Source organism: Nonomuraea sp. CA-143628 (assembly GCF_050942315.1).
Classification (GTDB): Bacteria; Actinomycetota; Actinomycetes; order Streptosporangiales; family Streptosporangiaceae; genus Nonomuraea.
This window is the reverse complement of the sequence record NZ_CP192072.1, coordinates 7,085,998-7,106,573: the sequence shown is the minus strand read 5'-3', so window position 1 is coordinate 7,106,573 and position 20,576 is coordinate 7,085,998. Positions and strand designations below refer to the sequence as shown.

21 protein-coding genes and 1 pseudogene are annotated in these 20,576 nt (G+C 68.9%); 10 read left to right on the top strand and 12 right to left on the bottom strand.

The genetic code is table 11. The features are described 5' to 3' along the window. Positions 1-162 precede the first annotated feature (162 nt). The gene (locus ACQP2T_RS32625) at positions 163-1,197 is read left to right on the top strand and encodes a DUF4037 domain-containing protein (protein WP_433508738.1); all 1,035 of its coding nucleotides are present in this window, start codon (positions 163-165) and stop codon (positions 1,195-1,197) included. Positions 1,198-1,220: 23 nt separating this feature from the next. Here the strand turns inward: ACQP2T_RS32625 and ACQP2T_RS32620 are convergent, their stop codons facing one another. Together ACQP2T_RS32620 and ACQP2T_RS32615 are read right to left on the bottom strand one after the other, a co-directional pair. Beyond that, positions 1,221-1,973, bottom strand: coding sequence for an ABC transporter permease (locus ACQP2T_RS32620; protein WP_433508737.1), 753 nt, complete (start codon positions 1,971-1,973; stop codon positions 1,221-1,223). 38 nt (positions 1,974-2,011) lie between these two features. Further along, the gene (locus tag ACQP2T_RS32615; RefSeq protein ID WP_433508736.1) at positions 2,012-2,791 is read right to left on the bottom strand and encodes an ABC transporter ATP-binding protein; all 780 of its coding nucleotides are present in this window, start codon (positions 2,789-2,791) and stop codon (positions 2,012-2,014) included. 74 nt (positions 2,792-2,865) lie between these two features. On the opposite strand from ACQP2T_RS32615, the gene ACQP2T_RS32610 reads away from it, so the two are divergent. Both ACQP2T_RS32610 and ACQP2T_RS32605 read left to right on the top strand, forming a co-directional pair. Next, positions 2,866-3,504 (top strand): TetR/AcrR family transcriptional regulator, encoded by a 639-nt coding sequence (locus ACQP2T_RS32610; protein ID WP_433508735.1) that lies wholly within the window; start codon positions 2,866-2,868, stop codon positions 3,502-3,504. A 12-nt stretch (positions 3,505-3,516) separates the two neighbouring features. Then, a complete protein-coding gene (locus ACQP2T_RS32605) occupies positions 3,517-3,816 on the top strand; it encodes a DUF6204 family protein (protein ID WP_433508734.1) in 300 nt (99 codons plus the stop codon). A gap of 16 nt (positions 3,817-3,832) precedes the next feature. Here the strand turns inward: ACQP2T_RS32605 and ACQP2T_RS32600 are convergent, their stop codons facing one another. Next, the gene (locus ACQP2T_RS32600) at positions 3,833-4,234 is read right to left on the bottom strand and encodes a TipAS antibiotic-recognition domain-containing protein (RefSeq protein WP_433508733.1); all 402 of its coding nucleotides are present in this window, start codon (positions 4,232-4,234) and stop codon (positions 3,833-3,835) included. Between the two features lie 216 nt (positions 4,235-4,450). Beyond that, positions 4,451-4,600: a MerR family transcriptional regulator gene (locus ACQP2T_RS32595; RefSeq protein ID WP_433508732.1), complete on the bottom strand. Its 150-nt coding sequence runs from the start codon at positions 4,598-4,600 to the stop codon at positions 4,451-4,453. Positions 4,601-4,684: 84 nt separating this feature from the next. Between ACQP2T_RS32595 and ACQP2T_RS32590 the strand changes: the two genes are divergently transcribed. From ACQP2T_RS32590 to surE, 3 genes are all read left to right on the top strand, one after another. After that, positions 4,685-5,713 (top strand): MerR family transcriptional regulator, encoded by a 1,029-nt coding sequence (locus ACQP2T_RS32590; protein ID WP_433508731.1) that lies wholly within the window; start codon positions 4,685-4,687, stop codon positions 5,711-5,713. Then, a complete protein-coding gene (locus ACQP2T_RS32585) occupies positions 5,710-6,222 on the top strand; it encodes a GyrI-like domain-containing protein (protein WP_433508730.1) in 513 nt (170 codons plus the stop codon). Before ACQP2T_RS32590 ends, ACQP2T_RS32585 begins: the two co-directional genes overlap by 4 nt. Positions 6,223-6,410: 188 nt before the next feature. Beyond that, positions 6,411-7,283 carry a 5'/3'-nucleotidase SurE gene (gene surE / locus ACQP2T_RS32580; RefSeq protein WP_433508729.1) on the top strand — a complete coding sequence of 291 codons (873 nt, stop codon included), beginning with the start codon at positions 6,411-6,413 and terminating at the stop codon, positions 7,281-7,283. Positions 7,284-7,761: 478 nt separating this feature from the next. On the opposite strand, the gene map is transcribed toward surE, so the two are convergent. Next, entirely contained in the window at positions 7,762-8,529 is a 768-nt protein-coding gene (map, locus tag ACQP2T_RS32575; protein ID WP_433508728.1) for a type I methionyl aminopeptidase, read from the bottom strand. Positions 8,530-8,593: 64 nt separating this feature from the next. Between map and ACQP2T_RS32570 the strand changes: the two genes are divergently transcribed. Then, the gene (locus tag ACQP2T_RS32570) at positions 8,594-8,848 is read left to right on the top strand and encodes a helix-turn-helix domain-containing protein (protein ID WP_357645069.1); all 255 of its coding nucleotides are present in this window, start codon (positions 8,594-8,596) and stop codon (positions 8,846-8,848) included. A 147-nt stretch (positions 8,849-8,995) separates the two neighbouring features. Here the strand turns inward: ACQP2T_RS32570 and ACQP2T_RS32565 are convergent, their stop codons facing one another. From ACQP2T_RS32565 to ACQP2T_RS32540, 6 genes are all read right to left on the bottom strand, one after another. After that, positions 8,996-10,006, bottom strand: a complete 1,011-nt coding sequence (locus ACQP2T_RS32565; protein WP_433508727.1) for a tyrosine-type recombinase/integrase — start codon at positions 10,004-10,006, stop codon at positions 8,996-8,998. Positions 10,007-10,077: 71 nt separating this feature from the next. After that, the gene (locus ACQP2T_RS32560; protein ID WP_433508726.1) at positions 10,078-11,607 is read right to left on the bottom strand and encodes a helix-turn-helix domain-containing protein; all 1,530 of its coding nucleotides are present in this window, start codon (positions 11,605-11,607) and stop codon (positions 10,078-10,080) included. 16 nt (positions 11,608-11,623) lie between these two features. Next, positions 11,624-13,327 carry an enoyl-CoA hydratase-related protein gene (locus tag ACQP2T_RS32555; protein ID WP_433508725.1) on the bottom strand — a complete coding sequence of 568 codons (1,704 nt, stop codon included), beginning with the start codon at positions 13,325-13,327 and terminating at the stop codon, positions 11,624-11,626. A gap of 493 nt (positions 13,328-13,820) precedes the next feature. Then, entirely contained in the window at positions 13,821-15,329 is a 1,509-nt protein-coding gene (locus ACQP2T_RS32550) for a hypothetical protein (RefSeq protein WP_433508724.1), read from the bottom strand. A gap of 190 nt (positions 15,330-15,519) precedes the next feature. Then, complete coding sequence (locus ACQP2T_RS32545; protein WP_357956819.1) at positions 15,520-15,774, bottom strand: hypothetical protein; 255 nt, start codon at positions 15,772-15,774, stop codon at positions 15,520-15,522. An 864-nt stretch (positions 15,775-16,638) separates the two neighbouring features. Continuing rightward, positions 16,639-17,013 (bottom strand): nuclear transport factor 2 family protein, encoded by a 375-nt coding sequence (locus ACQP2T_RS32540; RefSeq protein ID WP_433508723.1) that lies wholly within the window; start codon positions 17,011-17,013, stop codon positions 16,639-16,641. A gap of 65 nt (positions 17,014-17,078) precedes the next feature. On the opposite strand from ACQP2T_RS32540, the gene ACQP2T_RS32535 reads away from it, so the two are divergent. From ACQP2T_RS32535 to ACQP2T_RS32525, 3 genes are read left to right on the top strand one after another with little or no spacing between them, the layout of a single operon-like run. Further along, positions 17,079-18,011 carry an ABC transporter ATP-binding protein gene (locus ACQP2T_RS32535; RefSeq protein ID WP_433508722.1) on the top strand — a complete coding sequence of 311 codons (933 nt, stop codon included), beginning with the start codon at positions 17,079-17,081 and terminating at the stop codon, positions 18,009-18,011. Then, positions 18,011-18,769 carry an ABC transporter permease gene (locus ACQP2T_RS32530; RefSeq protein ID WP_433508721.1) on the top strand — a complete coding sequence of 253 codons (759 nt, stop codon included), beginning with the start codon at positions 18,011-18,013 and terminating at the stop codon, positions 18,767-18,769. The genes ACQP2T_RS32535 and ACQP2T_RS32530 overlap by 1 nt, the downstream gene beginning before the upstream one ends. Further along, entirely contained in the window at positions 18,769-19,605 is an 837-nt protein-coding gene (locus ACQP2T_RS32525) for an ABC transporter permease (protein ID WP_433508720.1), read from the top strand. Before ACQP2T_RS32530 ends, ACQP2T_RS32525 begins: the two co-directional genes overlap by 1 nt. A 25-nt stretch (positions 19,606-19,630) precedes the next feature. Here the strand turns inward: ACQP2T_RS32525 and ACQP2T_RS32520 are convergent. Continuing rightward, a pseudogene (locus tag ACQP2T_RS32520) lies at positions 19,631-20,551 on the bottom strand (aldo/keto reductase). Between the last annotated feature and the right edge of the window lie 25 nt (positions 20,552-20,576).

Genomic DNA, 20,576 nt, shown 5'->3' with positions numbered 1-20,576 from the left:
TTGGCGGGAACGGATTCTGACGTTTCCACGTAAGCGGGGCCGGATGCGGGGCGCATCGGTGGCGGTCTCAGGGCTATCCCTAGGCGGCGTCCAGGCCGGGGTTCGGGGTGGCCGGAAAATCGGATGAGGTTCGGCAGGCCGTCAGGCACAGTTGACAGTGTGATGTCCGATTTTGTTCCTGGTATCGAGTTGTCTCGAGACTTTTATGCCGAGGTGGTGGCGCCGCTGGTGGAGCGGGTGCCGCACAGTGCCGCGTTGATCGGGCCGGGCTCGGAGGTGCTGGCCTTCGACACGGGCCGCTCCGCCGATCACGACTGGGGCCCGCGGGTGCTGGTGTTCGTGGAGCCGGAGCGGGTGGCTCAGGTGGAGGAGCGGGTGCTGGCCGGGCTGCCCGAGCGGTTTCGGGGGCTGGAGACGGTGTTCGACTACCACGGTGCCCGGCGGCCGGGCGTGGTGGTCGCCGATCTGGAGGCGTGGCTGGTGGAGCGGCTGGGGTTCGACCCGCGGCGCGGGGTGTCGCTGCTGGACTGGCTGTCGGTGCCGTGGCAGAGCCTGGCGGAGGTGACGCTGGGGGAGGTCTTCCATGACGGGCTGGGCGGGCTGGAGGAGGCCCGGGCGGCGCTGCGCTGGTATCCGGGCGATGTGTGGCGGTACGTACTGGCCTGTCAGTGGCGGCGCATCGCCCAGGAGGAGCCGTTCCCCGGCCGGTCGGGCGAGGTGGGGGATGAGCTCGGCTCAGCCGTCGTGGGGGCACGGCTGAGCCGGGAGGTGATGCGGCTGGCGCTGCTGCTGCGCCGCCGCTACCCGCCCTACGCCAAATGGCTGGGCAGCGCCCTGGCGCGGATGCCCGGCTCGACGGAGCTGGGGGAGTCGCTGGGGCTGGCGGTGGCCGCCCGGTCATGGCGGGAGCGGGAGGACGGGCTGGCCGCCGCCTACGCGCGGCTGGCGGCGCTGCAGAACCGGGTGGCGCTGGCCGAGCCGCTGGATGAGCGGGTACGGGACTTCCACGACCGGCCCTTCCGCGTCATCGGCGGCGACCGGTTCGTCCAGGCGCTGCTGGGATCGGTGTCGGACCCGGTGATCAAGGGGTTGCCGGTGGTGGGGTGCGTGGACCAGCTGTCGGACTCGGTGGACCTGCTGCTGGAGCCGCGCCGCGCCCGCGCGGTGACGGCGGCCGCTCTCGGCCTGAGCGCCTGAACGCCTGAACGCCTGAACGCCGCTCAGGCCCGCCTGCGGGCGAACAGGCGGGCGCCGCCGAACACGCACACGGCCGCCAGGGCCACGGTGACGGCGGCGCCGGTCAGGACAGTGGCGTTAGCGTAGTGGCCCTGGAAGACCTGCCGTACCGCGTCGACGGTGTAGCGCAGGGGCACCACCCGGGAGGCGGCGTCCAGCCAGCCCGGAGCCAGGCTCATCGGCAGCAGCAGGCCTGACAGCAGCATGAGCGGCATGCCGGCGGTGTTGGCGATGGCCGCGAACTCCGGCGGTGTGGCGACGTTCATGGCCAGCCCGTAGGACAGGGCCGACAGGGCGGCGGCCAGGACGGCGACGAAGGCCAGGCCCAGCACGATCCCGGCCAGCGGCGCGCGCAGCCCGAAGGCCAGGCCGAGCCCGACGAGCAGGATCGACTGGACGAGCAGTTGCACGACGTCGCGCAGCGTGCGGCCCAGCAGCAGGGCCAGCGGGTGGACGGGGGTGACGCGCATGCGGTCGATGACGCCGAGATTGCGGTCCATCAGCAGGCCGAGCCCGACGAACGAGCCGCCGAGCAGGGCGAGCTGCACCAGCACGCCGGGCACCAGCGCCTGCCAGGACGATCCGCCCACGCCGAGGTCGAACCTGGTCAGCAGCGGGCCGAACAGCGCCAGGAACAGCAGCGGCTGCAGCATGCCGAACCACAGGCTGGTCGTGGAGCGCAGCGTGGCGCGCAGGTAGCGGCCGAAGATGATGCCGGTGTCGGTGAGAAGGGTCATGGGTCTGTATTCCTGTGGGTCTGGATGGACAAAAGGGTCTAGATGGACAGGGGTTCGCCGGCGGTGGTGCGGCCGGTGATGGCCAGGAAGGCCTCCTGCAGGCTGGCGGCCGGATCGCCGGTGTGGCGGGACTTGAGCTCGGCGGGGGTGCCTTCGGCGACGACCGCTCCGGCGTCCACGACGACGATGCGGTCGGCGAGCGCGTCGGCCTCGTCGAGGTAGTGGGTGGTCAGGAAGACCGTGGTGCCGTGCTCGGCGCGGATGCGGCGCACCAGCTCCCACAGCTCGGCGCGGCTGCCGGGGTCCAGACCGGTGCTCGGCTCGTCCAGGAAGAGCACCTGCGGCCGGTTGACCAGGCCGAGCGCGATCTCCAGCCGGCGGCGCTGGCCACCGGACAGGGCGCCGCTCGGCCGCTGCATCAGCTCGGTCAGCGCCAGGTCGCGGGCCAGTTCCTCGGCCCGCTCGCCGGCCTGGCCTCTGCTCAGGCGATGCAGCCGGCCCTGGGTGATGAGCTCCTCGCGTACGCCGCAGCCGGGGTCCAGGCCGCCGGACTGGGCGACGTAGCCGATGCGGCGGCGTACCCCGGCGGGGTCGGCGAGCAGGTCGTGCCCGGCCACCTCGGCGTGGCCGCCGCTGGGCGGCAGCAGGGTGGTGAGCATGCGGACAGTGGTGGTCTTGCCGGCGCCGTTCGGGCCGAGGAAGCCGAGGATCTCACCGCGCGCCACGGTCAGGTCGATGCCGCGTACGGCGTGGACGGGGCCTTTGGCCAAGGCGAAGCTGCGGGTCAGGCCCCGGACGTGGATGGCTGGTTCAGGCATGCCGCCGATAGAACCACAGTCCACTCCAAAATTGCAATCGACTTAAAGTTTGGAGTTGAGTTAAGCTATTTGGCATGACCGAGGGCTTGCGCGAACGCAAGAAGCAGCAGACCCGCCACCGCATCCGCGACGTGGCCACCGCCCTGTTCGTCGAACGCGGCTTCGACCACGTCACCATCGCCGAAGTCGCCGCGGCGGCGGAGGTGTCCGTCAACACCGTCTACAACTACTTCCAGACCAAGGAGGACCTCGTCCTGCCGCCCGAGGAGGCCTCCCCCCAGCGCCTGGCCGACATCGTGCGCCACCGCCCCACAGGCCAGGCCGCCGTCCCCGCCGTCCTGGAGCACCTGCGCCAGGAGGTACGGCGGCGCGAACGCAAGCTCGGCCTGACCGACGGCTTCGGCCGCGTCTTCGACATGATGCGCGCCGCCCCCACCCTCACCGCCCGCCTGGGCGACCTCGGCCGGCAGATGACCGACGAACTGGCCGCCGTCCTGGCCCAGGACAGCGGCGCCGCACCCGGCGACCCGCTGCCCGCCATGGTGGCCTGGCACATCGGCGGCTTCCACGCGCTCATCTACGCCGAGATCGGCCAACGGACCGCGGCGGGCGAGGGCCCCGACGCCATCGCCGCGGCCGTGCTGGAACTCATCGACGTCTACGAGGACCTGCTCGGAGACCGACTTCTCACCTACGCCACACGTAAGGACTGACCATTGTTCAGAGTGACGATCCGAGGCACCTTCCAGGGCCTGGACGAGACCACGCGTGAGGCCGTACGGGCCGCGGCAGGCGCCGCCTTCACCGAAACCGGGACCTTCACCCACGACCAGAGCGTGTCGGCCTTCACCTTCCGCTGCCAGATCCCCGCGGGCCCCGACGACGGCGAGCACGAGGCCACCGCGGCCGCGATGGCCGCCCTGGACGCCCACGGACACCCCTACCACGTGCTGCGCATCGCGGTCACGGACATGCGCGACATCAAGATCCGCCGCAAGGGCCGCCCGAGAGCCGGCTCGGGCTGAGCCCCGCCACCGGCCTTCAGCGGCGGGCGTTGGCGGCGATGGCCACACGGAAATAGACGGCAAGACGCGGCGCCACATCCTCGAAACGAGCGGCGAAGCGCGGATCCGCCACATACAACTCGCCCAGCCCCCGATGCACCTCATGCGTGCGCGCGTCGCACCATCGGCTGATGTGAGCGCGATGACGCTCGGCCACGTCCATCGCCTCCTCCAGCGCGAAACCCAGCTTCCGACACATCAGCACCTGCTGCAGCGTCTTCGGTTCCCTGTGTTTACCTAGGTAAAGCGGACATCGGCGTAGTCTCGTCGCGGCCGACCGGGGCCGGGCAGTGATCCGGTGGAAGCCGAAGCCGCGTCCGTCCGGCGAGCCGGGCGGACCGTGGTTGGAGAACCGCGTTGTCGGGGCCTGACTGCGCACTCCTGGAGGAAGTGCGCCTCTTGGGCCACCGCCCCGCCGGACGCTATCCCGGTGATGCGGACACCAACAGGGGCGGGGACCGAGCGCTCAGTCAGGCACCCGGCTGTGACAGAAAATTACCGCACGATTACCAACCGTCGCAACCGATCAAGACAGAGAAATCCAACAACAGTTCTCACTGAAACCATCGGCTCGCACAGCGATGCCAGCGACAGTTCATGCCCTGACCAGATCCGCCTCGGTGTAACACCGGCAACCGGCCGCCGTCCGCTCACCCGGACAGAGCAGGCCGATGTCGTCATAGTGATGCAGCGTCCGCACGGTGACACCGGCCAGCCTGGACACCTGCCCCACGGAGAAGCTCATGACACCCACCATGAACCCTCACGTTACGTCAGGCACAAGCCCCAGCTGGACTCTCCCACAGCCGGAGGCCCCATGCTGGGGGACGTGGACGACGACCTCCTGCCGATCGGACAGTTCGCCCGGCTCACCCGGCTGAGCGTCAAGCAACTGCGGCACTACGACGAGATCGGGCTGCTCCGGCCCGCCTGCGTGGACACCGCCACCGGCTACCGCTACTACCGCGCCGCCCAGGCCCGCACGGCCATGTCGATCGGGCTGCTGCGCTCCCTCGACGTGCCGCTGCCCGTCGTCGGCCAGGTCCTGGCCGGCACCGAAGGCGCCCTGGAGTCCGTACACGACTCACTGGAGGCCGAACTGGCCCGGCGGCGGCGCACACTGGCCTCCCTGGAGCGCGTCATAGCCGACGGCCTGCCCGCCACCCAGGTCCGCATCGTCACCGAACCGGCCCACCGCGTCGCGCTCGTGCGCGAACGTGCCACCGGCCCCGCCGACATCGCCCGCGCCACCACCGCCGCGATGACACGCCTGACAGCCGGCCTGCTGTACGGGCCGGCGACCCGATCCGACACAGGCACTGCCACGGACACCGACACTGACACGAGGGACGCCACGGGGAGCGTCGCGGGCACCGACCCGGCACACTCCGGCACGACGCCCTCTACGATGCCCGGCGCGGACTCCTCCCCGGTGCCCTCCGTGATGTCCTCCGATACCCCCTCCGCGGTCCCCGGCAGCCGTCCAACTACCGCTGACACGCCCCCAGCGCTGCCCGGTGGGGGAGCGGCGGCCGGCGGCCCGCGCTTGATAGGCCTGTTCCCCGTCGACCTGACCGACGACTTCGACGTGACCGCCGCGCTCGTCCTGGCAGACGGCTGGCACACCGGCGGGACAGCACAGCTGGACGTGCTGCCCGGCGGCACCTTCGCCGCCGCCACCCACCTCGGCCCCTACGACCAGATCTCCCTGACCGCCCACGCCGTCCTGGCCTGGTGCGCCGAACGCCGCCACCCCATGCGCGGCCCGATCCGCGAGGTGTACGTGTCCGACCCGGCCCACACCCCGCCCGAGCAACTGATCACCCACCTGATGATCCCTTTGGAGGACGAGTCATGAGCGCCGAACTGATCACCCAAGGCCCCGTCACCTGCCTGAACGTCACCGGCCTGGGCGAACCCGGCGGAGCCGAGCACCTGTCCGCGATCGGCGCCCTGCACGCCGTCGCCGCCGCGATGGGCAGCCCCGCCGGCCCGCTGGAGGGCCTGTGGTGGGTGGAGGACGAACGCCCGGGGCTGCAGGTGCCGCGCGAGCAGTGGCGCTGGCACCTGCTGCTGCCCCTGCCCGCCACCCCCGAGCCCGGACACCTGGAACAGGCCCGCGAGTCCGTACGCGCGAGCGGCGCGGCCGTCGACCGCGTACGGGTGGCCGTCTTCACCGAGGGACAGTGCGTGCAGATGCTGCACCACGGCCCCTACAGCGACGAGCCCGCGACGCTGAAGGTGATGGAGGAGTACATGGACGAGCACGGCCTGGTGGCCAACGGGCCGCACCACGAGGTGTACCTGACGGCGTTCGACGACCCCGACCCGCGCACGCTGCTGCGCCAGCCCGTCCGCCCGGCATGAACCACCTCACCCGTTAATCAGGGGTTCATCTGGGGTCGCACGATCTTCCCCCGCCACCGCGCCGGCTCTTACATTCCGAAGCGTCACCCCATCCCGAGCGTCACCGCGGACACACCGGCCCAGCCAGGTCAGGCCGGTCGCCACGGCCGCGTCGGGCGCGAAGGTAAGAGCCGGCAAGGAGACAGACCGTGTTCAAGCGCATCGCCCTCATCCCTGTGCTGTTACTCGCCTTCCTGGGAGTGGCGAACCCCGCCCCGGCCCAGGCGCACGAGTCGCGCCACCTGCGCATCCTGCTCACCAACGACGACGGCTACACCTCCGCCTATCTGCAAGGACTGCGCCAGAAGCTGATCGAGGCGGGCCACGAGGTGACGGTCGTCGCCCCCGACAGCGACGTCAGCATCACCGGCACGGCGATCAACGCCAGGTTCGGCACCACGCTGCAGGCCACGCAGAAGGAGCCCGGCGTCTGGGCCGTCGGGGGCAGTCCCAGCGACGCGGTCGCGTTCGGGACACGCGTCGTGTTCGCCGGCAACCCGCCGGACCTGGTGGTCTCGGGCCCCAACCCGGGTGAGAACGTCGCCGCCACCGCCAACTACTCCGGCACCGTCGCCGCGACGATCACCGCCATCACCGGCGGCATCCCCGCCGTGGCGGTCAGCGTCGCCAGGAGCGGCGGCTCCTTCCCCAGCGCCGACCAGTCGATCGCCTTCGCCGTCAAACTCGTCGACCGGCTGGCGGCGACCTCACGCGGCGCCGTCCTGCCCGCCCGCACCGCGCTGAACGTCAACTACCCCGTCACCCCCAACGGCAAGGTCACCGTCGCCAAGCTGGGCACCTCGCTGCCGTTCTCCACCGACTACACCCTCGACTCCACCGCGTGCGCCACCTGCTACCGCATCCTGCCCCTGCCGGCCACCGCGCCCGACCCGGTGACCGACGCCGACCGCACCCTGCTGGCCGCGGGCGACGTCACCATCACCCCGCTGGACGGTAACTGGGAAGCGGGATCGACCATCGCCAGCGTCATCCGCTTCCGCCTCAACGCCCTGACCCCCTGAGCCCGGAGCGACCTTCCCCGGAACGCTGTGGGCCCGCGAGCACAGGAGACCACCACGGGCCCACAACCCGACCCCACAACCCGACCCCACCACACGGCTCTACGACACGGCACCACGCGGCGCCAACCCTGCGGTGCAACCACACAGCGCCAACCCTGCAACCCCACCACACAGTGCCAACCTTGCGGTGAGCGGGAGCGGGACGGTGAGCGGGACGGGGCCGCACGAGGGGCGAGCACAACGCGCGTCCCGAACGCGACCGCGTCGCTGGGGCTGCCCGCGGTCGCCGAGCGGGCGGCCTGGTCTGGCTGCTCGCGATGTCCAGACGCGGAGGCTTCTTCTGGGCGGCGCCACACCACCGGGCCACACGAGGGCCACACGAGGGCTGAGCACGACAGAGCGGCACGATATGGCTGCGCGACCCCCGAACCGCGACCCCCGAACCGTTGTCTAGAACCGCGGTCCTAGACAGGGACTCCTAGACAGCGGTGAGGATGACAGGCCCGTCGTCGGTGATGGCCACCGTGTGCTCGCTGTGGGAGGCGCGCGAGCCGTCAACGGTCCGCAACGCCCATCCGTCGGCGGCCGTGAGGTAGCGGCCGTCGCCGCCCGCGGTGAACATCGGCTCGATCGCCAGCACCAAACCCGTCCGCAGCACCAGCCCGCGCCCCGGCCGCCCCTGGTTGGCCACGTGCGGGTCCTCGTGCATCTTCCGGCCGATCCCGTGCCCGCCGAAGTCGATCGGCACGCCATAACCGCCCGCCACCGCGACCGAGGAGATGGCGTGCCCGATGTCGCCCATCCGGTTGCCCGGCCGCATCGCGGCGATGCCCGCCCGCAGGGCTTCCTGCGTCGCCTCGATGAGCGCCACATCACGGGCGCGCGGCTGCCCCACCACGAAGCTGACCGCCGAGTCGCCCGCCCACCCGTCGAGGTAGGCGCCGCAGTCGATGCTGACCAGGTCGCCGTCCTTGAGCCGGTAACGGTCCGGGATGCCGTGCACGATCACGTCGTTGATCGACGAGCAGATGACCGCCGGGTAGGGCGTCGGCGCGAAGTGCGGCTGATAGCCGAGGAACGCGGGCTTGGCACCCGCCTCGGCGATGATGGTGGCCGCCAGCTCGTCCAGCTCGTCGACCCGCACCCCCACCGCCGCATGCTTGACGATCGCCTGCAGCGCCCGCGCCACCACGCGGCCCGCTTCGCGCATCGCCTCGATCTCCGCCAATGTCTTGATCTCTACCATGTCGATAACTATACCGGTATTTTTATCCCGACGGTATTTGTATCCCAGCTGTAGACTGGGGTTCATGGTCCGACCCTCGCTGACCCCCGAAGAGCGACGGCGCGGCGAGCAGCTCGGCCTGCTGCTCCGCGACGTGCGCGGCGACCGCAGCATCGTCGAAGTCGCCGCCGCGGCCGGCATGTCCGCCGAAACCCTCCGCAAGATCGAGACCGGCCGCATCCCCACCCCGGCCTTCTTCACCATCGCCGCCCTGGCCGACGTCCTCGGCGTCTCCCTCGACCACCTCGCCCTGCGGCTCACCCCCGCCACACCCGCCTGAGCGAGACAAAACCGGGCCCGCTCAACCGCTCGTCCCCGCCACACCCGCCTACCGCCGCCACACTCGCCCAAAAGCCCACCTCAGCCACGCGAACGAGCCAGGCCAAAGCGGGCCCGGCGGAAGCGGGCGAAGCGGAAGCGGGCCCGCTCACCGATCCGGGTCAGCCCGCTTCAACAACGGATGCGCCCGCATCGCCCCCTCCAGCTCGCCCGGCAACTCATCGCGGTAACGCCCCAGCGTCGACAGATCACTGTGCCCCAGCACCCGCCGCACCGCGTCCATGTCCACCGCGTCCGCCAAAAGATGCGTCGCCGTCGTATGCCGCAACCCATGCGGCGTCACCGACCGCCGCTGCTCGGCCGCCACCCGCCGCTGCACCCGATCGATCACCCCCTGCACATCACCACGCGCCAGCCGCCGTCCCCGCCACGACAACAACAACGCCTTGTCCGGCAACGCCGCCCGCTCCCGCGCCAGATAGGCCTCCAACGCCAGCGCCACATCGCGGGGGAGCGGGACATCCCGGGTGCGGCCCCCCTTGCCGAAGATCCGCCAATAACGCACCCCGTCATTGGTGTAGAAATCCTCGACATTGGCCCGTACCAGCTCCGACACCCGCGGCCCCAGCGTCGACAACAGCAACACGATCAACGCATCACGCAACTCCGTCCGCTGATCACGCCGCCCCGCCGCCGGCGCCTCACCAGCCGACCGCGCCGCCCCGATCAGCCCCTGCGCCTGCTCCCGTGTCAACGCCCGCCGCTCGGGCCGCAACCCGCCCCGCTCCCTGGCCGTCACCGTCGACGCCGCCATCGGATTGATCTGCACCCAGCCCGCCAGCGACGCGTACTTGAACAACGCCGAGATCGAACGCCGAAACCGCGCCTGCGACGACGGACTCTGCCCCCCGCCACTCGCCGGGCGCCGGCCATCCGGCTTACGCGCGAACGCCAGCAAGATCGCGTCGACGTCCTCACCCGACAGGTCGTCCAGCACCGTCGACTCCCCGGCCAGCGCCACCAGCGTCGCCACGTCGCGCGCATACAGCTCCGCCGTCGCCTGCGACAACGCCCCCGTCAACGTCTTGGCCCGCACCAGCTCCACATAGCGGTCGGCCGCCTCCACCACCGTCAGCCGATCGAGCTCAGCAGGCCGCACCGTCCCCCCTCACCCCAAGATCCATCGAAGATCCACACAGGCAGACGGTAGCGGGCCCCACCGACAGAAAATCAGATGTCGCGGAAGGTCTCGATCCGCGCCCCCAGCGCGTTCAGCCGCTCGGCCAGATCCTCATACCCCCGGTTGATGACGTACACATTGCGCAGCACCGACGTGCCCTCACCCGCCATCATCGCCAGCAGCACCACCACCGCCGGCCGCAGCGCCGGCGGGCACATCATCTCCGCGCTGCGCCAGCGCGTCGGACCCTCCACCAGCACCCGATGCGGATCCAGCAACTTCACCGACGCCCCCAGCCGCGTCAGCTCCGTCAGATAGATCGCCCGGTTGTCATAGACCCAGTCATGGATCAGCGTCGAACCCTGCGCCGTCGCCGCGATGGCCGCGAAGAACGGCACATTGTCGATGTTCAGCCCCGGGAACGGCATCGGGTGGATCTTGTCGATGGGGGAGACCAGCTTGGAAGGCCGCACCGTCAGATCCACCAGCCGCGTCCGCCCGTTGGCCGCCGCGTACTCGGCACCCCGATCGTGATCGAGGCCCATCTCCTCCAGAACCGCCAGCTCGATCTCCAGGAACTCCACCGGCACCCGGCAGATCGTCAGCTCCGACTGCGTCACCACCGCCGCCGCCAGCAGGCTCATCGCCTCCACCGGGTCCTCAGAGGGGGAGTAGTCCACATCCCGCTCGATCGAGGCCACCCCGTGAACCGTCAGCGTCGTCGTGCCCACGCCCTCCACCCGCACGCCCAGCTCCTCCAGGAAGAAGCACAGGTCCTGCACCATGTAATTGGAGGAGGCGTTGCGGATCACCGTCACACCGTCGTGGCGCGCCGCCGCCAGCAGCGCGTTCTCCGTCACGGTGTCACCCCGCTCGGTCAGCACGATCGCCCGCGACGGCGACACCCCCCGGTCCACCCGCGCGTGGTAGAAACCGCCCGTCGCCGTGATGTCCAGCCCGAAGTGCCGCAACGCCGACATGTGCGGCTGCACCGTGCGCGTCCCCAGGTCGCAGCCGCCCGCGTACGGAATCCTGAACTGGTCCGTACGATGCATCAACGGCCCCAGGAACATGATCACGCTCCTGGTACGCCGCGCCGCCTCGGTGTCCATCGCCTCCAGCTCCAGCCGGGCCGGAGGCACGATCTCCAGGTCGCTGCCCTCGTTGATCCACCGCGCCCGCACCCCGATCGAGGCGAGCACCTCCAGGATCCGGTAGACCTCCTCGATCCGCGCCACCTTACGCAGAATCGTCCGCCCCGATGTCAGCAGCGACGCGCACAGCAGCGCCACACACGCGTTCTTGGAGGTCTTGACATCGATGCTGCCCGACAGGCGCCGCCCGCCCACGACCCGCAGATGCATCGGCCCGGCATAGCCCAGCGACACGATCTCACTGTCGAGCGCCTCGCCGATCCGGGCGATCATCTCAAGACTGATGTTCTGGTTACCGCGCTCGATCCGGTTCACCGCGCTCTGACTCGTCGCCAGAGCGTCCGCCAGCTGCAGCTGTGTCCACCCACGGTGCTGGCGCGCGTCACGAATCAACCGGCCGATCCGCACGAGATAATCATCAGTCATAACACGACAACATATCTCACATATGAGATGTGGCCGCACCCGACCCCGCCGACGCGCCGGACAACTCCCGATGCACCGCCAGATGCTCCGGCGTCGCCACCACCTTACGCTTGTGCACGAACGCCTGACGCGCCTGCCGGAACCCATTGCGGTCATCGAACATGTCCCGGCTCATCTCCGCCAGCTCCTCCACCCGATAGGCCTCCAACGGCTTACGCCGCTCATCGGCCTCCCGCACCTCCCGCTTGATCCCCAGCAGCCGCTCATAATCATCCCCGGCCGCCAGCCGCTCGGCGTACTCCAGCACCGACCGCTCGAACTCCAGCCGCGGCCCCGCCATCATCCGATCGGCCAGCCCCAGCTCCACCGCCTGCGCCGCACCCACCGGCAACGCCTCACCCGTCAGCCGCCCCGCCACCGACGCACCCACCCGCCGGGGCAGCACGTACGTCCAGAACTCCGACCCGAACAACCCCATCGTCCGATAGTGCGGATTCAACACCACACCCTCACGAATGAGCACCCGATCCGCGCCCAGCCCCATCATCACGCCGCCCGCACCCGCGTTACCGCCCACCGACGTCACCACCAGCTGCCCCGTACACGCGATCACCTCACGACATACCTGGTTGATCGCGTTGATGTTCATCCACGCCTCCAGCTCCGGATGACGCGCCGCCTCGATCACATTCAGATGGATGCCGTTGGAGAACACCTCACCACCGCGCAGCACCACCACCCGCGTGTCCTGCGCCGCCGCGTACCGCAACGCCGAGGCCAGCCGCCGGCACTGCTCGGTCGACATCGCGCCGTTGTAGAAGTCGAAACTCACCACCCCCACCGCGTCACTACGGTCATAGGTCACCTCGCTGTAACCCGGCCGCTCCTCCAGCCCCGCCACCCGCTCACCCAGCACCGACGCCGCCGGCAGCTTGATCGCCCCCGGCTCCTCCGCCCGCAGATGCCCCACCCACACCGTGCCATCACCGGTGTGCACCAGCACCGCGCCCTCACGCCGCGCCACCACCGACCCCGGCGTCCCCGCCACCACCGGGCCCCGATACACATCGAACACCCGCATCAACCGCCCCTCCAGCAGCACCCGACCACCCGGCGCCCCATCGGCCGAACGCACCCGCCGCAACACCGCGTCCGTCGGCTCCGACCAGGAGAACTCCCGATCCGCATGCCGCATCGCCGGCCGCAACCGCCCCCGCACCAGCGGCGAACGATAATCAAGCGGCACCGGCGCGAACCCCGCGTCTATCGCCTTGGCCGCCACCTCCACCACCAACTCCACCGCGGCGTCGGCCACCGGCCCGTTGTAGAGGGCGGACTTGCGCGGCGGCTCGGCCGGCATCGCGAACGTCCTGAACCCCCAGATCGGCCCCGCGTCCATCTCCTCCACCGCCTGCAGCGCCGTCACCCCCCACTCCGGCTCGGCGTCGGCGATCGCCCAGTCCAGCGAGGACGGGCCCCGGTCACCGGGCGGCCCGGGGTGAATGATGATCGTGCGGTGGTTCTGCCACAGCGGAGCCGGGACCTTCTCCTTCAGGAACGGGCAGATGATCAGGTCGGGTTTGGCCAGCTGGGCCGCCTCCAGCATCACCTGCTCCGAGACGGCCAGCTCGACGGTGACGTCGTGACCGGCCCGGCGCAGTTCCAGCCAGGCGCGCTGGGTCAGGCCGTTGAAGGAGGAGCAGAGCAGCAGAATACGCAACGGAGAACTTCTTTCAGGCGGGTCGTTCGAGGGGTAGGGGGGCTCGCCCTTGTGCGGGCCCGGGGGAGAGGGGCCGGCTCAGCCGGGCATACCTGGGCGCGGGTGACCCCACCGGTCCCAGATGTTTACGGCAGTCCCATATGGCCCGTACATGCCCTTGATGCTGACACGAACCTGCAAGTGCTGATGACACATCTCGGCAAAAATCCGCCCGGACCAGCCCCAAATGACCAGATTTGTCGGAATCGAATGTGGGGGAGAGGCCCCTAAACGACCCCGAAACCCCTCTCCGCCTCCCGACAGCCGAGCCCGCCGCGCGACCGAAACCCCGGCCCGGACCGCTTGACACTTGCGGCGCCCCACTGTGATTGCGCCCCTTCCGGTCCGGCTTTCTGTCCTGTCGCAAAAGGGGCCCAACTTCACCCGCCACCATGATCCGGCGCCCGATCCCTACGGCAACAACGTGATCGGGCTGGGCAAGGATCGCTCAGTTTCAGGGCCGAGACGCCGCAGATGTCGGGACGTGCGACTGCTCGCGGGTGAGAACCGCACCGAGGGCGGCGGCAAGAAGAGGAAGACCGGCGACGACGGCGGCGATCGCCGGCCAAGGGGTCTCGAACGGTACCCGTCCCGGCTCCTCCCACGTGGTACGCACCGTCAGGGGCCACAGCAGCAACATCCCGGCCGGGCAGCCGGCGACCGCGCCCAGAACCGTTCCACACAGGGCACTCAGGCCAGAACGAAAGGAACAAAACCACCGGAAGGCCGCGACCGATCCATCACCAGCACGCCTCAGGACCCGGGCCTGGCGCGCATTCGCGGCCTTCCCGAATCCAGCGCTCAGCGCGCACCCGAGGGCCACAAGGAGGACCACCGCGACGACGGGCAACCACCCGGTCGAAGCCTCGAAGCCTCGTTCGACGTAAGCCTTGGCGACCGCGTCGTCCAGCCGGCCATCGAGACGTTCCTGCTCCTGCGCCGTGACCCGCCGCAGGGTGGGGTCGACGATGAACTCCTCCGGCTGGAGCTGATAACCGAGGTCCCGGACGATCTTCGAGGGGACGAAGATCGTCTCCATATGCGGATCAGCGGCCCTGGCACTGACCGCCGGGACGGTCCTGACCGTCGTCGTCCTGTCGTTCTCGTTGATCTCGAAGGAGAGCTCGACCGAGTCGACCTTCACCTCGGCTGACGTGATCACCACGGCCGTGCCCTCGTCGTACGGCGTCGACTGATCACCCGTCAGATACCGCAGCAGCTTCTCATCGCCGATCGCCTGATCCCCATAGACAACTTCCTCCGGTATCTCGACGTTCTCCGCCCTCACCTCGAAGAACCGAGACTCGGCCGAAAGGCGCTCACTCTGGGCGATCGGCACCCCCGGTAAATCGCGCTCGATCACCGCTCGCACGCTTTCCGCGTCCGCCGCCGAGAAAGGCCCCGCGTACAAGGGGTTCGGCTGGACCAATAAGGTGCCCAGCCGGGCCCTGGGGGAGTATTCGGCCCTGCTCAGCGTCGTTTGGCCGACCGCGATCACCATCAGCGCGATACCGAAAGCGCTCGCCACCATCGCCAGCGTGATCGCGAGCACCGCGCGAATGCGACGACCGGCCAGATCGCGGACCGCCAGACGGAAGGGCAGCGGCAGCCGCTCCGCATAGGGAGCGGTGACCTCCAGCAGCATCGCAGGCAGCGGGCCGAGACCGGCGACAAGCAGACCCGCGCCGATGAGAGTGATCATCAGTATTCCGAGGGATTCGAGGGCGCCGTACCGCGAATCCTCATGCCCCAACCACGCACCGAGCCCCATCAACAACAAACCGGCGAACGACACGAACAATCCCACGACGACTAATCGTCGGCTTATGGACCCGTGGCGGTTGGGTGGGGCGGAGAGCACCGCGGCGAGGATGGCCCCGGCCGCGACCACCAGGGGAAGGCCGACTAACAGGACGAGGGCCAGCGCCGAGACCGCGTAGAACGCAAGATCGAAGGAGGACATGGCGGAATGGTAGTGAGCGTCAAAGGCGACGCATACGCGCTATGGACGCCGCGGCATTTCACGCGTCCGCCACGCCGGCCCCGTACGCGGAGAAGCCCGGCCTGCTTGCCTGGACAGTCGCCGAAATGGGACTGTACGCGATACCGGACAGAATCCAGCTTCTGTCCGGTATCGCATATTTTCGGGTGATTCAGAGGCGGTTGACGAAGCGGGCGGCGGCGCGCTGGCTCATGCCGGTCTCGCCGCGTACGAGGAAGACGGCCTCCTGGAGCTGGCCGTGCGCCTTCATCTCGCGCGCCTGGTCGACGAGGTCGGGACTGGGGGTGGGGCGGTTGCGGGGGTTCCTGGTCAGCCGGACGGCCAGGATGATCAGGTAGATGGCCAGGGCGGTGACGACGGCGGTGAGCGCGACGAGACCCGTGGTGGAGATCGCCAGGCTGTGCATCTCTCGATCGTAACGCTCCGCCCGCTGGAGATCAGCGGCGAGAAGACGCCCGGATGACGACGAAGGCGATGATCGCGATCACGACGATGATCACGGCGAGGACGAGTAGCTCCACGGGGCCTAAGTTCATATTTCTCAGCGTAGGTGGCGAAAAGCCGCCGTGCGGCGAGCCCTCTCCGTTTGCTTGATAATGAACATTATGTCAAGTAGACCGCTTTGAGAGAGGCTCTGACTCGGGGTGGAGCCCCATGTGCGCTTAGTGACGTTGGTCACCCTGCCCGCCGGCCCGCCGAGTGGTGATCGTCGGGGTCTGGCCAGGGGGTGTTACAGGAGGTGACGGCCGCCTCCGGTGGGCCGGCGCGGTTCTTGATCATTACGGTGCGTGAGGCTGGAATGCTCTGACCGATGGGTTGACCTTCGGTTGATTCACTGTCCTGGCCGGCTGGATCGCCTTAGGGTGGGAAATCTGCTATCGCGCCGCGAGAGGAGCAGCACGTGGGGAACCAGTCGGTGTTATGTCCAGTGTGTCAGGGAGTTCTGCCCGCTACGGGCCGGGAGTCCTATACGACACTGCGGGGTCGTCTTATTGTGACCAACGGTTACTGCGGAGGTGGTTGCGCCGAGCGGCGGGCCGAGATGGAGCGGACGCAGCAGATGGCGCGTCCTTCGGCCCCGGTTGCGCAGCCCGCTCCCCCGGTGGCTCCGGCGCCTTCTCTGGCTCCTGTCGCCGGTCCGGTGCGGGCGCGGGTGGGGGGCTGATCGTTGTTGTAGCCGGTGCCCGGTTCTGTGCGGGTGCCGGGTGGGTCTTCGGGCCTGAGTTGTAGTGGTTTTGTCGCGTTTGTGGGCTGGCTGCTCTGTGCGTGGTCATACGTGGCCTTGTGTGGTGTGCCAGTAGTCGCGGGTCTGTACGGCGAGGCCGTCGGAGTCGAAGCGGGCGATGACGCAGCCCGCGAGGGTGATGGGTGTGCCTTCGTCGATGGCGTGGACGCGGAATTCGATGACCGCTTGGTCGCCGTCCACGATGGGGGTGGCGAAGGTGACGTGCGGTGCGGTTTCGGTGCTGAAGGACCAGCGGATGTAGTCCGCTATGGCGCCTCTCCCCCGGTGTGGTGGCCGGAAGGGCATGGAGGTGTGGACCGCGTCGTGGTGGTAGAGGGTGGCGATGCGGTCGGTGTCGTGGTGGGTCCAGCCGTGTTGCCAGGTGTCGGCGAAGCGCTGGGCGGCTGCTCGGGTGTTCATGGGTCTCAGTGTGGCGGCGTTTAACCGCTCGATTCTGTCGGTGGCGTTGGTTATGGTCTGAGCTCGTGTCTGGTGAGCAGTCGCTGGTTCGCGCGCGTGGGCTGGTGAAGCGGTTCGGGGATTTCGTCGCGGTCGACGGGATCGATATTGATGTGGCGCCTGGTGAGGCGTTCGGTTTCCTGGGTCCCAATGGGGCGGGTAAGTCGTCGACGATGCGGATGATCAGTTGCGTGTCGATGCCGTCGGCGGGTGAGTTGCGGATCTTCGGGCTGGATCCGGTGCGGGAGGGGCCGCGGATTCGGGGGCGGCTGGGTGTCTGCCCGCAGCTGGATAACTTGGATCCTGATCTGACGGTTCGCGAGAATTTGACGACGTACGCTCGTTATTTCGGGTTGTCGCGGGCGCAGGCGCGGGCCCGGGCGGAGGAGCTGCTGGAGTTCGCGCAGCTGAGTGATCGGGCCTCGAGCCGGGTGGAGCCGCTGTCGGGCGGGATGAAGCGGCGGCTGACGATCGCGCGGGCGATGGTGAACGAGCCGGATCTGGTGCTGCTGGACGAGCCGACGACGGGGCTGGATCCGCAGGCGCGTCATCTGCTGTGGGAGCGGTTGTTCCGGTTGAAGCAGCGGGGTGTGACGCTGGTGCTGACCACGCACTACATGGATGAGGCCGAGCAGTTGTGCGATCGGCTGGTGGTGATGGACGGTGGGCGGATCGTGGCCGAGGGGTCGCCGCGTTCGCTGATCGAGGCCCATTCCTCGCCTGAGGTGGTGGAGGTGCGCTTCGGCGGGCGGGAGCTGGCGGATTTCGTGGCGCCGCTGGCCGGGATCGGTGATCGGGTGGATGTGCTGCCGGATCGGATCTTGGTGTATGCCAAGGACGGTGACGCGGCGGTGTCGGAGGTGCATCGGCGTGGGCTGGTGCCTTCCAGTGTGCTGGTGCGCCGTTCGTCGCTGGAGGATGTGTTCCTGCATCTGACGGGCCGGACGTTGGTGGAGTGATGGCGCATCCGACGGTGGCGGTGCTGGAGCGGCATCTGACGCTGTACAAGCGGTTGTGGCGGGCGTCGTTGTTCTCGTCGTTCGTGTTGCCGGTGCTGTTTTTGGCCAGTATCGGGCTGGGGGTGGGCGGTTACGTCGGTGAGGTGGGCGGCGTGCCGTATGTGGAGTGGATCGTGCCGGGGGTGCTGGCGTCGACGGCGTTTCAGATGGCGGTCGGCGAGTGTACGTATGCGGTGTTCGGGGAGTTCCGGTGGAATCGCGGGGCGCATGCGATGTTCGCGACGCGGGTGTCGGTGTGGGACATGGTGGGCGGTTGGTTGCTGTACATCGTGTTCAGGGTCGAGATCGCGGTGGTGGTGTTCCTGCTGGTGGTGGGGGCGTTCGGGGCGTTGTCCTCGCCGTGGGTGGTGCTGACGCCGGTGGTGGCGGCGTTGCTGGCGGTGGCTGTGGCGGCGCCGGTGACGGCGTTCTCGGCGACGATCGATCATGAGAGTTATTTCGCGTTGCTGTTTCGGTTCGTGATGTTGCCTTCGACGTTGTTCGCGGGGGTGTTCTTCCCGGTGGAGCAGTTGCCGGGGCTGGTGCGGCCGGTGGCTTATGTGTCGCCGTTGTGGCATGGGGTGGAGTTGGCGCGGGCGGCGACGTCGGGGGCCGCTCCCCCGTGGCCGGTGTGGGCGCATGCCGGGTGTTTGGTGGTGTTCGCGGCGGGCGGGCTGTGGTGGGCGGGTTACGCGTTCCGTAAGCGACTTCAGGACTGATGATGGTGACGTTGGCGGTGGCCCGGCGGCTGGTGTCCGGCCGGGTTTCGGCGGGGCGTGTTTCGGCGGGCCGGGTGGGTGCGGTGGTGGGCCGCAATGTGGGTGCGTTGCGTTCGGGTGCTTCGTACTGGCTGGTGCTGGTGTCGGGGTTCTTCGAGCCGCTGCTGTATCTGCTGTCGATCGGTGTGGGTGTGGGTGCGCTGGTGGGGCGGATTCCGCTGGGTGATGGCCGGGTGGTGTCTTACGCGGTGTTCGTGGCGCCGGCGATGCTGGCGGTCTCGGCGATGAATGGGGCGTTGTCGGAGACGACGTTCAACTTCTTCTTCAAGATGCGTTATACGAAGACGTTCGAGGCGGTTTTGGCGACGCCGGTGCGGCCGATCGAGGTGGCGCTGGGTGAGTTGAGCTGGGCGATGGTGCGTAGTTCTGTTTACACGGCGTTGTTCCTGGTGGTGATGGTGGTGCTGGGGCTGGCCGAGCCGGTGTGGGCGTTGGCGGCGTTTCCGGCGACGATGCTGGTGGGGGTGTCGTTCGGCGCGCTGGGGATGGCGGTGTCGACGGTGTTGCGTGGCTGGCAGGATTTCGATCTGATGACGGCGGCGCAGTTCTCGTTGTTCCTGTTTTCCGGCACCTTCTCCCCTGTGGCGGATTATCCGGGGGTGTTGGAGGTGGTGGTGCGGGTGACGCCGCTGTATCACGCGGTGGAGTTGGTGCGGGGTCTGGCCTCGGGTGTGCCGGAGTGGGGGTTGCTGGGGCATGCGGGTTATCTGGTGGTGATGGCGGTGGCGGGGTTGTGGTTCGCGGCGGGGCGGATTCAGCGGGTGTTGTGCGCGTAGCCGGTCGGTCGCGCCTTCGCCCTGTTCACGAGTGCCCGATGACCTGGTGTGGCCGGTAGGGGGCCTCGAGTCGGGCGGTCTCCTGTTCGCTCAGGGGCACATCCAGCGCCGCGATCGCGTCGTTGAGGTGATCCACCTTGCTCGCCCCGACGATGGGGGCGTTTATCCCGGGTCTTGCGAGTAGCCAGGCGAGCGCGATCTGCGCCGGTGGCAGACCTCGTTCGTCGGCGAGTGCACGCACGACGTCGACGACGTCGAAGTCCGCGTCGTCGTACATGCTGTCGGCCAGCTGGTCGCTGCTGGATCGGAGTGTGCGTGGCCGGTTGTCGCGGTGGCGGCTGCCGGTGAGCAGTCCGCGTGCCAGGGGGCTCCACGGGATGAGGCCCACTCCCTGGTCGAGGCAGAGCGGGATCATCTCTCGTTCCTCCTCCCGGTAGAGGAGGTTCTAGTGGTTCTGCATCGACACGAACCTGGTCCAGCCGGCGCTCTGAGCGATGTGCTGTGCTTTGGCGAATTGCCAGGCGTACATGCTGGAGGCCCCGATGTAGCGTGCTTTGCCGGCCTGTACCACGTCGTGCAGGGCCTGCATGGTCTCCTCGATCGGCGTCTCGTAGTCCCAGCAGTGGATCTGGTACAGATCGACATAGTCGGTTCCGAGCCTGGTCAGCGAGGCGTCGATGGCGGCCAGCACGTGTTTGCGCGACAGTCCTCGGTCGTTGGGGCCCGGTCCCGTCGGGAAGTAGACCTTCGTGGCGAGTACGTAGTCGTCGCGGCTGGTGAAGAGCTTGCTGAGCAGCCGTCCGGTGATCTCCTCGCTGGCGCCGTCGGAGTACATGTCGGCGGTGTCGAAGAACGTCACGCCGGCCTCGACCGCGCGCCTGACGATCGGCTCGGCCGCGTCCTGGCGCAGCAGCCACTGCCAGGAATCGGGATCGCCGTAGGTCATCATGCCCAGGCAGATCCGGGAGACC

Coding starts and splice junctions, on each gene's coding strand:
- ACQP2T_RS32625 (WP_433508738.1), top strand. CDS start 163: ATGTCCGATTTTGTTCCTGGTATCGAGTTGTCTCGAGACTTTTATGCC.
- ACQP2T_RS32620 (WP_433508737.1), bottom strand. CDS start 1,973: ATGACCCTTCTCACCGACACCGGCATCATCTTCGGCCGCTACCTGCGC.
- ACQP2T_RS32615 (WP_433508736.1), bottom strand. CDS start 2,791: ATGCCTGAACCAGCCATCCACGTCCGGGGCCTGACCCGCAGCTTCGCC.
- ACQP2T_RS32610 (WP_433508735.1), top strand. CDS start 2,866: ATGACCGAGGGCTTGCGCGAACGCAAGAAGCAGCAGACCCGCCACCGC.
- ACQP2T_RS32595 (WP_433508732.1), bottom strand. CDS start 4,600: ATGAGCTTCTCCGTGGGGCAGGTGTCCAGGCTGGCCGGTGTCACCGTG.
- ACQP2T_RS32585 (WP_433508730.1), top strand. CDS start 5,710: ATGAGCGCCGAACTGATCACCCAAGGCCCCGTCACCTGCCTGAACGTC.
- map (WP_433508728.1), bottom strand. CDS start 8,529: ATGGTAGAGATCAAGACATTGGCGGAGATCGAGGCGATGCGCGAAGCG.
- ACQP2T_RS32570 (WP_357645069.1), top strand. CDS start 8,594: ATGGTCCGACCCTCGCTGACCCCCGAAGAGCGACGGCGCGGCGAGCAG.
- ACQP2T_RS32560 (WP_433508726.1), bottom strand. CDS start 11,607: ATGACTGATGATTATCTCGTGCGGATCGGCCGGTTGATTCGTGACGCG.
- ACQP2T_RS32550 (WP_433508724.1), bottom strand. CDS start 15,329: ATGTCCTCCTTCGATCTTGCGTTCTACGCGGTCTCGGCGCTGGCCCTC.
- ACQP2T_RS32545 (WP_357956819.1), bottom strand. CDS start 15,774: ATGCACAGCCTGGCGATCTCCACCACGGGTCTCGTCGCGCTCACCGCC.
- ACQP2T_RS32540 (WP_433508723.1), bottom strand. CDS start 17,013: ATGAACACCCGAGCAGCCGCCCAGCGCTTCGCCGACACCTGGCAACAC.
- ACQP2T_RS32530 (WP_433508721.1), top strand. CDS start 18,011: ATGGCGCATCCGACGGTGGCGGTGCTGGAGCGGCATCTGACGCTGTAC.
- ACQP2T_RS32525 (WP_433508720.1), top strand. CDS start 18,769: ATGATGGTGACGTTGGCGGTGGCCCGGCGGCTGGTGTCCGGCCGGGTT.